Here is a 10,551-nt window from a genome sequence, read left to right as displayed (position 1 = left end):
ACCGCCATCACCACACAGATAAGGAGCACGACCATGAGCAACCCGTTCGAGAACCCCGAGGGCGTCTACTCGGTGCTGGTCAACGACGAGGGCCAGCACAGCCTGTGGCCGGACTTCGCGTCCGTCCCGGCCGGCTGGACCGTCGCGCACGGCCCGGCGGCCCGCCAGGACTGCCTGGACTATGTCGAGGCCAACTGGACCGACCTGCGGCCCAAGAGCCTGCTCTCCCCGCAGTAGCAACGCCGAAGGGGCCGGTCCGCGAAGCGATTCGCGGGCCGGCCCCTTCAGCGTTAAAAGACAGTCAGGACGTGGGCGCGACCACCGGGGTCGCCGGGTTGCCGTCGACCGCCGCGGCGAGCTGGGGACCAGCCGCTGGAGGGTGTAGGGCAGGCTCAGCACCGAGACGAAGGAGACCGCGTTGCCGAAGTCGCTGGAGTCCTTGACGTAGACCTCGCGGCCCTGCTTCACCACGTTCAGGTCGCCGTAGAGCTTCTTGGCGTGCAGCGTGGCCGCGTCCTTGGTCGGGTCGTCGACGATCCAGACGATGACTCCGGCGTCGAGCAGGTCGGTGCGCTCCTCGCTGATGTTGTTGCCGAACTGGTCGCCGATGACCTTGTCCAGATCGGTCGGCAGCTTGAAGCCGAGCGAGGTGAGCATCCGGGAGCGCGCGTCCTGGCTGCCGTAGACAAAGATCCCCTGGTAGGGGGTGGCCATCACGGCGGTGGACTTGGCGAACTCCGGGTGTGCCTTCGCCGCCGCGGCGAAGTCGGCGGCGACGCCGGCCACCAGCTGCTTGGCCTCGGTCGGCTTGCCGAGCGCCTGGCCGATGATCTCGGTCTGCTGCTGCCACGGGATGCCGTAGTCGTTGTAGCCCTTGGGCGCGGCGACCACCGGCGCGATCTTCGAGAGGGTCGCGTACTGATCCTTGGTCAGACCCGCATACAGGGCCAGGATCAGGTCGGGGCGCAGCGCGGCGATCTTCTCGACCTGGGGCCGGTGCCGGGTCCTTCAGCACGGTCGGCGGGGTCGCGCCGTTCAGCTTGTCCGCGGCCCAGGGGCCGATGGCGCCCTTGTAGCCGCCGACCCACTCGGTGGTGCCGACGGGCACCTGACCCAGCGCCAGCACGGCGTCCTGGTCGGTCAGGCCGACCGTCACGATCCGCTTGGGCGCGGACTTGACGGTGGTGCTGCCGAACTTGTTCACCAGGGTCACCGGGAACGCGGCGGGACCGGCCGCCGAACCGGAGGCCCTCGGCGTCGTGGAGGCCGCGGTGGTGCTGGAGCCACAGCCGGTGGCGAGGCCGAGCAGCAGCAGGACGGAGGCCAAGGCCGCGGCGGGCCGGGCGCCTCTCAGGGTGCGGGACATCAGGGGATCCTCTTGATTCTCATCGTCATCGTTGTTCTTCTTGCAGGTCAGTGGACGTTTTGGGTCAGTGGGCACGGCTGGGGGTGCGGGCGTCGGACCAGGCCTCCCACAGGGCGGCGTAGCGGCCGCCCGCGGCGCGGAGTTCGTCGTGGGTGCCGCTCTCCACCACCCGCCCCTGGTCCATGACCAGGACGCGGTCGGCCGTCGCGGCCTGGCTGAGCCGGTGCGCGACGATCAGGGCGGTGCGGCCCTCCAAGGCTTGTGCGGTGGCCCGCTCCAGCAGCCGGGCGCCGGCGCTGCCGGCCTCGGCGGTGGCCTCGTCCAGCACCGCGATCGGTGGGTCGGCCAGCATCAGCCGGGCCAGGGCGAGTTGCTGCACCTGCGCCGGGTCCAGGCTGTGGCCGCCCTCGCCGACCACGGTCAGCAGGCCCTCCGGCAGCGCCTCGGCCCAGGCCAGGGCATCGGCGCGGGCCAGTGCGTCGCGCAGCTCCGGGTCGGCGGCGTCGGAGCGGGCCAGCCGCAGATCCTCGGCCAGCGTTCCGGCGAAGACATGCGCCTCCTGGGTGACCAGCACGACGGTGGGGCTGCTCGCCCGCGCTGGCTCGGCGTTCAGGCTGACCGAGCCGCTGGTCGGCCGGTGCACACCGGCGACCAGCTTGGCGACGGTGCTCTTGCCGGCGCCGCTGGCGCCGACCAGGGCCACCCGCTCGCCGCGCCGGATCGTCAGGCTCACCTCGTGCAGCACCGGTTGCCCGGGGGCGTAGGCGTGTCCGACCCGGCCAGCGTCACCACGGGATCAGCCGTCGCCATGGCCGCTGGGGCCTCTGCCGGCTGCTGAGCCGGCAGGTCGGCGACGGCGACCAGCCGGGCCAGCCCGGCTCCCGCCGACTGCACGTCGTCCAGCAGCACCAGCGCACTGTTGATCGGGCCGAACAGACTGTGGAAGTAGAGCGCGGCGGCCGTCGCGGTGCCGATCGTCGTGGAGCCGTCCCGGACCAGCAGGAACCCGGTGACCAGCACCGCCGCCAGCCCGGTGTACTCGGCCAGGTGCAGTCGGCTGTAGAAGCCCAGGATCAGTCGGACCCCACGCAGCGTCAGTTCCACCGCCGACCAGGACCGCTGGGCCAGCCGCTCAGTGTGCTCGGCTTCCAGCCGGAACGCCCGAACCGTCGCCGCGCCGCCGATACTGTCCAGCAACTGCTGCTGCTGAACTCCGGTGGCGATGCGCTGCTCGGCGTAGAGCGGGACGGCGCGGCGTACGTACCAGCGTGCGGTGTACGCCTGGATCGGCACCGCGAGCAGGGCGGCGAGCAGGAACCGCCAGTCCAGCAGGGCGAGCGCCCCCAGCGTCAGCACGATCGCCAGCAGCGAGCGGACCAGCTCCGGCAGCGCGGTGCGCACCGCCTCGGCCACCCGCGCGACGTCGCCGGTGACCCTGGCCGTCAGATCGCCCGACCCCGCTGCCTCCAGCTGCTCCTGCGGCAGCTGCAGAGCGCGTTCGAGGAAGCGCTCACGCAGCGTGGCGAGTACGGTCTCGCCCAGCCGTGCGGTCAGCGACAGACCGCCTGCGGTGGCGACGCCCTGGACCGCCGCGACCAGCGCCAGCAGCACCACCGGAGTCGTCAGCGTCGAGGCGGCGCGGTGGTCGGCGACCAGGTCCACGATGTGTCCAGCAGCGGCTGGGTGAACAGGCCCACGGCGGTGGCGGCGACCATCACCGTCAACCCGCCCATGGCCAACCCACGGTGCGGGCGCAGCAGCGCGCGGACCGAAGCGAGGGTCTCGCCCGGGCTCGCGGTCGGCAGCAGCACCCGGTCGTTCCCGGGGCCCGGTCGGTCCGTCGGTGCAGGCACGGGGTTCTCCCTCGTGGTGGCGGCTGATATCAGTTCCGGTTGGTCGGTCACTGGTCGGTCACCCCAGCACCGCGGCCCGGTAGCTGGGCTGACGCTGCACCAGTTCGGCATGGCTGCCGGTGTCGGTGATCCGGCCGCCGTCCAGCAGCACCACCCGGTCGGCGGCGGCCAGCAGCGCCGGGCTGGTGGTGACCAGGACGGTGGTGCGTCCCAGCCGAAGTTCGCGGACGCCGTCGGCGATCCGGGCCTCGGTGACCGTGTCCACGGCGGTGGTCGGGTCGTGCAGCACGAGCACCGGCCGGTCCGCGGCCAGCGCCCGGGCCAGGGCCACTCGTTGCCGCTGTCCGCCGGACAGCGAACGTCCGCGCTCGCTGACCTGCGCTGCCCGGCCGAGTGGCAGCGACGCGGCCACCTCGTCCGCTCCGGACGCGGCCATCGCCCGGTCCAGGTCAGTACCCTCGGGGGCCGCCGCGGCGACATTGGCGAGCAGGGTGCCGTCGAACAGCTGGGCGTCGTGCTCGGCCACCAGCATCAGCTGCCGGAGCCGGGACGGGTCCAGGCCGCGCAGCGCGGCCCCGTCCAGCTCGACCGTGCCCGCCTCGGGTTCGGCCCGGCCGGACAGGCAGCCCAGCAGGGCCGCCGCGTCGGCGGGCGCGGTCGCCGCCACGCCGAGGATCTCGCCGGGGGCGATGTCCAGGTCGAACGCGCGCAGCCCGCCGTGGCTGAGGCCGCGCAACCGGATCGATCCGCGGACCGGCTCGGCCGGGGCCGGGCCGCCTGACGGGGTCTCAGCATCGGCGGCGAGGACCGCGGCGATCCGGGCGGCGGAGGCCCGGCCCTGGGCGAACTCGGCGTTGACCCAGGCGAGTACCTCCAGCGGCCCGACCATGAACATCGCCAGGCCGACCGCGGACACCAGCTGGCCGAGGCTGATCTCGCCCTGTGCGGCGAGCCGTCCGCCGACCAGGGCGACGACGGCGATGAAGATCCCGGTCAGGGCGAGCACCATGCCGTTCTGCAGCGCCTGGGCCCGCGCCGCGCGCAGGGTGGCGGACAGCGAGGCCTGACTGGTCCGCCGGTAGCGCGCGACCGCGGCCGACCCGCCGCCGATGCCCTTGAGCACCCGCAGCCCGGCCACCAGGTCGGCGGCGGAGCCTGAGGCGTGCGCGGCCTGCTCCTGCTCGGCCTCGCTGCGGTGCTCCAGCGGGGTGCTCAGCAGATGCCCGAGCCACAGCAGCACGGGCGTGCCGAGCAAGACCACCAGGCCGAGCGGCACGGAGGTGCGCAGCAGCACCACGGTGGCCACCAGCAGCCCCATCAGGGCCGAAAGCCCGGACAGCAGGCCCATGGTGACGGCGCCGACCCGGCGGGCGTCCTCGGTGGCGATGGTCGCCAGCGCCCCGGGCAGCCGTCCGCTCTCGGCTCCGCCGACCGGGTCGAGCACCCGGCGGACGAGCTCCACCCGCAGCCGGTGCCCGGCCCGCTCGGCGGCCCGCTCACCGGCCCGGGCCCCGAAGCGGAAGCTGAACGACAGCATCACGTAGACCGCGGCGAGGACAGCGAGCCAGTCCACCAGCGCTTCCGCGTCCCCGGGGGCGACGGCACGGTCGATGACCACGCCGATCAGGACCGGGACCAGTGCCTCCCCGGCCTGGTGCCCGGCCCCCAGCAGGGACCCGAGGACGACGTCCCGCCGCTGCCCCCCGATCGCCCGGCGCAGCACCTGCCGCCCGGACGGTCCCGCAGCGCTCATCCCATGCCTCCACCCCAGTCGTCCAAAAACTGAGGTAAGGCTAGCCTAACTAATCAGGCGGAGCTACCGGCCCCCCGCTGCTAAGTCAGGCTCCGGAATGTTCAACTCTCGCGCTGGTCGCTGAGCCGCTTGATCTTGCCGACCGAGCGCTCCAGGGTCTCCGGGTCGAGGATGTCGACGTCCACGCTGATGCCGACACCGTCCTTGACGCCCTGTGAGATCGCCGCGGCGGCGGCGGCGCGCTGCTCGGAAGGAGTGCCCGGGCGGGCCTCGGCGCGGACGGTCATATGGTCCATCCGGCCGCGCCGGGTCAGTCGCAGCTGGAAGTGCGGGGCGACGCCGGGGGTGCGCAGCACGATCTCCTCGATCTGGCTGGGGAAGACATTGACGCCACGTAGGATGATCATGTCGTCACAGCGTCCGGTGACCTTCTCCATCCGGCGGAAGGCGGGACGCGCGGTGCCGGGCAGCAGTCGGGTCAGGTCGCGGGTGCGGTAGCGGATGATCGGCAGCGCTTCCTTGGTCAGCGAGGTGAACACCAGCTCGCCGTCCTGGCCGTCGGCCCGCACCTCGTCGGTGAAGGGGTCGACGATCTCCGGGTAGAAGTGGTCCTCCCAGATGTGCAGGCCGTCCTTGGTGTCGACCGCTTCCTGCGCCACGCCCGGGCCGATCACCTCGGACAGGCCGTAGATGTCGACCGCGTCCAGGTCCAGCCGCTGCTCGATCTCGGTGCGCATGGCCTCGGTCCACGGCTCGGCGCCGAAGATGCCGACCTTGAGCGAGGTGCTGCGCGGGTCGATGCCCTGCCGCTCGAACTCGTCCAGCAGCGTCAGCATGTAGGAGGGGTGACCATGATGATCTCGGGCTGGAAGTCCTGGATGATCTGTACCTGGCGCGCGGTCATCCCGCCGGACGCCGGGATCACCGTGCAGCCTGCCCGTTCCGCGCCGTAGTGGGTGCCCAGACCGCCGGTGAACAGCCCGTACCCGTAGGAGATGTGCACCTTGTGGCCCGGACGGCCGCCGGCCGCGCGGATCGAGCGGGCCACCACGTCGGCCCACATCGACAGGTCGTTCTCGGTGTAGCCGACCACAGTCGGCCGCCCGGTGGTGCCACTGGAGGCGTGGATCCGGCGGACCTGGTCCATCGGTACCGCGAACATCCCGAACGGGTAGGAGTCGCGCAGATCCGCCTTGGTGGTGAACGGGAAGCGGGCCAGATCCTCCAGTGTGCGACAGTCGGCCGGAGCGACCCCGGCCGCGTCGAACTTCTTCCGATACACCTCGACCTGCTCATAGGCCAGTCGCAGGGTCTACTGCAGCCGCTCCAGTTGGTAGGCCCGCAGCTCGGGCAGGCTCATTCGCTCGCCCAGGTCCAGGAGATGTTCCGGCAGCGGCTCGCCCAGCCTGCGCCCGCGGGGCTCCGCGATCGCCTCATTGCCGCGCAGGATGCTCACGTCGCTACCGTCCTTATTTATCCCTACCGAACATTCGGTTTGTGTCGGTGAGGTTAAGTAATCCAGCATCGCTGCTGCCTGTCAAGGTCTGAATCGGAGCCCGCCGCGCCGCCCTCGGTGCTTGAGTATGTAAATCCTATTTGGCAGGGTTTGTCTCCATGGGAGCAGAAGGAGGGGAGCGGTGCTGCGAGGCCTGGGGAACTTCCGGCCGCTGACAGCCGTGGGGGCGCTGGCGTTCAGCGGCGTCGCCGTGCTGCTGGTGGCACGACACGCGCCCGCGCCGCGGGAGTTCACCGTGCACCCGGTGGACCTGCGCTCCACTGTCGCGCTGACCGGATACCTGGAGCCGGCCGTGACCTGGCGCCTCTACTTCGGCGCCGCGACCGCCGGCACCGGATCGGTGGGCACTACCCCGGGTGGCGCCTGCAATGGCGCTGCCGCCCCCGGCGCCGGGTTGGGGACGGTGACCACGCTGCGGGTCGGACCCGGCGACCGGGTCAGCCGCGGCCAGGTCCTGGCCGAGGCCGGTACCGAGCAGGCCGCCGCCCAGCTGAAGGCAGCGCAGGCGGACCTGGACCAGGCCACCGCCCAGCTCGCCCAGGACCGGGCCCAGCCCACGGCCGCCGCCTCCGCCACCGCTACCGCCGCCGCTGAGGGGTCCACGCCGGCCGGCCCCGCGCCGCAGCCGGCCATCGGTCCCGACCTCGACCGGATCCAGCACGACCAGGACCGGCTCGCCGAGCTGCAGCGCACGCTGGACTCGGCCCGGATCACCGCACCCGCGGACGGCATCGTCCAAGAGGTGGACACCGCGACCGGAGCCACCCCGGACTGCCACGACCCGGCGATCGTGCTGCGCTCCACCGCCCTGCGGGCCCACGTCCAGGCCCCCAGCGCGGTGCTGGGGCAGCTGCGTGCGGAGGAGCCGGCCCAGCTCGCCCTCGCCGGGACGAGCCTGCGGCTGGACAGCGCCGTCTCGGTCCTGCCGCAGGCCGCGACGGTCCTGCCGCAGGCCGCGACGGCCCTGCCGCCGGCCCCGCCGGTCCTGGTGCCGGTGGCCGCCGCATCGGCCGGGTCCGCCGGGCCGCAGCCGATGGCCTCGCAGAACTACTCGCTGGACCTGGCCCTGCCGGTGCCGCCGCCGGCCGCGCTGCCCGGGATGGCGGTGACCGCGACGGTGACGGTCGATCAGCGCCTGGCCGTCCTCGCGGTGCCCGCCGCCGCCGTCCGCCATGAACGCTCCGGCATCCATGTCACCGTGCTGCACTGCCCACCGCCAAGAAGGGCAGCTGCCACAGCTCCCAGGTGACGGTGGCCACCGGCCTGACGGCGGGCCGGATGACCCAGATCACCACCGGACTGCACGACGGCGACATGGTGGCGGTGCCCAGCGCCGGCTGACCGCCCTCGCAAACGCCGCCGCGCACGCCGCCGCGAGCCCGGTCAACTCGGGCAGCTCAGCAGGCCGGCGGCGAGCTTGGCCGTCAGCACCCGCCGCACGCTGGCGTCCACTCCGGCGCGGAACGCCGGGTCGTGGGCCACCCTGGCCAGCACCGCGGAGGTCATGGCGTCCACCGTCGACGGGTCCACGGTGAGCACCAGATCGCCGCCGGCGGCAAGGAAGGCGGTGGCCCGTTGGCCGACCGGGACCGACCGCACCGAGACGGCGTTGCCCAGGTCGTCGGAGATCACCACGCCCTGGAAGCCGAGGGTCCCGCGCAGCACCCCGTGCAGCAGGGTCGACGAGAAGACCGCCGGGTGGGCCGGGTCGATCCTGGTGTAGGTGGCCAGCGACGCCATGACGAACTGGGCCCCGGCCTGGATGCCCGAGCGGTACGGCAGGACGAAGTCGCCCGAAGGGCCGGTCACGTCGTCGGAGACGTTCGCCGCGAAGTCGGTGTTGCCACGCACATGGCCCAGGCTGGGGAAGTGCTTGAGGGTGCTGAGCACGCCGGCCTGCTGCATGCCCCGCACAAAGGCCGAGGACCCCTGGGCGACGGCCGCCGGGGTGCTGCCGAACTCCCGGTCCAGGCGGCCGATCGGCTGATTGACGGAGGTCTGGTCGGCGGGCACCACATCGGCCACCGGCGCCAGGTCCAGGTTGACCCCGGCCTGCTTCAGCACCCGCCCCCACTGCGCGGCGCGCTGCTGCACCAGCGCGGTCGACCAGCGACCCTGAGCGGTGGCGCTGGGCATCGCCGGGAAGCCGGGGCCGTTGAGCACCTGGACCTGGCCGCCCTCCTGGTCCACCGAGACCAGCAGGCCGACCCTGACCCCCGCCACGGTCGGCGCGGTGGCCTGCACCTTGCCGGTCACGGCGTGCACGGCGGCGGGGCCGATGTCGTCGTGGCCCATCAGGATGACCGAACCGACCTGGTCCCGGCGCAGCACCCCCAGCTGGGAGGGAGTCGGCCCGTCGCTGCCGACCATCGACATGAACAGCTGACCGACCCGCTGAGGGGCCGTCATGCCGGCCAGTGCGCGGCCGACGCACGGGTTGACCGGGGTGGGCGCCGAGGTCTGCGCGTCCGAGGCGGTGTGGGTGGGCGGGGCGGACGAGCGCGACGACGGCGGTCTGCTCGCATGGCCCGCACCGCACCCGGTGGCGGTGGTCGCCACCCCCAGTAGCAGGGCCACCAGGGACAGCTTTACGACTGCGGTGCGGGCGAGCAACGTTCCTCCGTCAGGGCTGTGCGGGCGCCGAAAATGCGACCTGTTTTCGAGCGGGAAGTCGGGGCATGAGCCGTTTGACGCGGTGACAGAAACAGCACCGCGCATTCGAAAGGGAGAAATCATGGGAATCATTGCGTGGATCGTTCTGGGATTGCTGGCCGGCCTGATTGCCAAGGCCCTGATGCCCGGACGCGACCCGGGCGGCCTGATCGTGACGATGCTGCTGGGTGTCGCCGGCGCGCTCCTCGGTGGCTTCCTGGCCTCGGCACTCTTCCACATTCATCCGATGGACGGGTTCTTCGACGTCTCCACCTGGGTCACCGCCGTGGTCGGCTCCATCGTCATTCTGGCCGTCTACCGGGCAGTTGCCGGACGCCGCCACGCCTGACCGGAAAAACGTATCCCATCTTTTCCCCTGGGCCGGACCGCTGTTCCTGCGGTCCGGCCCAGCGCGTTGTCCGACCGCGCGGCCATCGCCGGGGTTCCGGGACCGTATGAGCGACGCGGTCAGCCGGGAAGCTCCTGCCGGCCGGCCGGGTCCAGCAGCGCCGCGAACAGGTCGCCGTGCTGCTGGACCCGGTCCGCCACCTCGTCCATGGTGAACCGCAGCCCGGCCGGGTCGCGGCAGCCGGCGACCTCCTGCCAGCTGACCGGGGTAGACACGGTGGGCGCGGCCAGGGCGCGCAGCGAGTACGGCGCGGCGGTGGTCTTCGCGCCGGTGTTCTGCGACCAGTCCAGGAAGATCCGGGCCCGGCGGGCGTCCCGGTTCATCCGGTCCACGATCAGTTCCGGATACTGCGCGCGGAGCCGCCCGGCCAGCCGTTTGGCGTAGGAGCTGACGGCGTCCCCCGGCGCCGGCCGCAGTGCGACGCCGAGGTGGAGCCCCTTGGAACCGCTGGTCTTCGGCCACGCGTCCAGCCCGTCCTCGGCCAGGGCCGCGTGGACGGCCAGGGCGGCGGCGCAGGTGTGCAGCATGCTGGTGTCCTCGCCCGGGTCCAGGTCGATGACCAGCCGGTCGTGCAGGTCGGGGGAGTCCTGCCACTGCGGGGTGTGGATCTCCAGGCAGGCCAGGTTCCCGGCCCAGATCAGCGTCGCCAGGTCCGCGACCACGACCTGCTCCATGTCCTTGGTGCGCAGCGGCACGGTGAGCGTGGTGATCCAGTCCGGGGCCCCGCCGGGGACGTTCTTGGCCCAGAACCGCTCCCCGTCCACCCCGTTGGGGCAGCGCAGGAAGCTGGCGGGCCGACGCGCCAGGTGGGGGAGCATGACCGGGGCGAGGCGGGTGTAGTACTGCAGCACGGCGGCCTTGGTGGTGCCGGTCTCCGGGTAGAGCACGCGGTCCAGGTGGGACATGGACAGGCGCCGCCCGTCCACCTCGACGACGGTTCGCTCCTCGGGCACGGGGTCTCCTCCTCCGATGGCGCAGTGGGTGTGGGTGTGGGTGCGGTTT

At 72.5% G+C, this 10,551-nt stretch carries 6 protein-coding genes and 3 pseudogenes; 3 read left to right on the top strand and 6 right to left on the bottom strand.

All coding sequences use genetic code 11. The annotated features are described in order from the left end of the window. Positions 1-33: 33 nt before the first annotated feature. Positions 34-237, top strand: coding sequence for an MbtH family protein (locus ACXKR8_RS04250; RefSeq protein ID WP_458271553.1), 204 nt, complete (start codon positions 34-36; stop codon positions 235-237). A 64-nt stretch (positions 238-301) separates the two neighbouring features. On the opposite strand, the pseudogene ACXKR8_RS04245 reads toward ACXKR8_RS04250, so the two are convergent. The 4 genes and pseudogenes from ACXKR8_RS04245 to paaK all read right to left on the bottom strand — a co-directional run bounded on the left by ACXKR8_RS04245 (position 302) and on the right by paaK (position 6,332). Further along, positions 302-1,366: pseudogene (locus ACXKR8_RS04245) on the bottom strand (iron-siderophore ABC transporter substrate-binding protein). Positions 1,367-1,430: 64 nt separating this feature from the next. Further along, a pseudogene (locus ACXKR8_RS04240) lies at positions 1,431-3,330 on the bottom strand (ABC transporter ATP-binding protein). Beyond that, positions 3,278-4,972 (bottom strand): ABC transporter ATP-binding protein, encoded by a 1,695-nt coding sequence (locus ACXKR8_RS04235; protein WP_458271550.1) that lies wholly within the window; start codon positions 4,970-4,972, stop codon positions 3,278-3,280. Before ACXKR8_RS04235 ends, ACXKR8_RS04240 begins: the two are co-directional and overlap by 53 nt. Before the next feature lie 101 nt (positions 4,973-5,073). Continuing rightward, positions 5,074-6,332: pseudogene (gene paaK, locus ACXKR8_RS04230) on the bottom strand (phenylacetate--CoA ligase PaaK). 277 nt (positions 6,333-6,609) lie between these two features. Between paaK and ACXKR8_RS04225 the strand changes: the two are divergent. Then, a complete protein-coding gene (locus tag ACXKR8_RS04225) occupies positions 6,610-7,737 on the top strand; it encodes a hypothetical protein (RefSeq protein ID WP_462100321.1) in 1,128 nt (375 codons plus the stop codon). Positions 7,738-7,871: 134 nt separating this feature from the next. On the opposite strand, the gene ACXKR8_RS04220 is transcribed toward ACXKR8_RS04225, so the two are convergent. Beyond that, a complete protein-coding gene (locus ACXKR8_RS04220; protein ID WP_458271548.1) occupies positions 7,872-9,101 on the bottom strand; it encodes a glycoside hydrolase family 3 N-terminal domain-containing protein in 1,230 nt (409 codons plus the stop codon). A 121-nt stretch (positions 9,102-9,222) separates the two neighbouring features. On the opposite strand from ACXKR8_RS04220, the gene ACXKR8_RS04215 reads away from it, so the two are divergent. After that, the gene (locus tag ACXKR8_RS04215) at positions 9,223-9,489 is read left to right on the top strand and encodes a GlsB/YeaQ/YmgE family stress response membrane protein (RefSeq protein WP_458271547.1); all 267 of its coding nucleotides are present in this window, start codon (positions 9,223-9,225) and stop codon (positions 9,487-9,489) included. A gap of 119 nt (positions 9,490-9,608) precedes the next feature. Here ACXKR8_RS04215 and ligD read toward each other — a convergent pair whose 3' ends face one another. After that, positions 9,609-10,502, bottom strand: coding sequence for a non-homologous end-joining DNA ligase (gene ligD / locus ACXKR8_RS04210; RefSeq protein WP_458271546.1), 894 nt, complete (start codon positions 10,500-10,502; stop codon positions 9,609-9,611). Positions 10,503-10,551: the final 49 nt, after the last annotated feature.

This window comes from Streptacidiphilus sp. PAMC 29251 (assembly GCF_054208735.2).
This window is presented reverse-complemented; position numbering and strand designations above follow the sequence as displayed.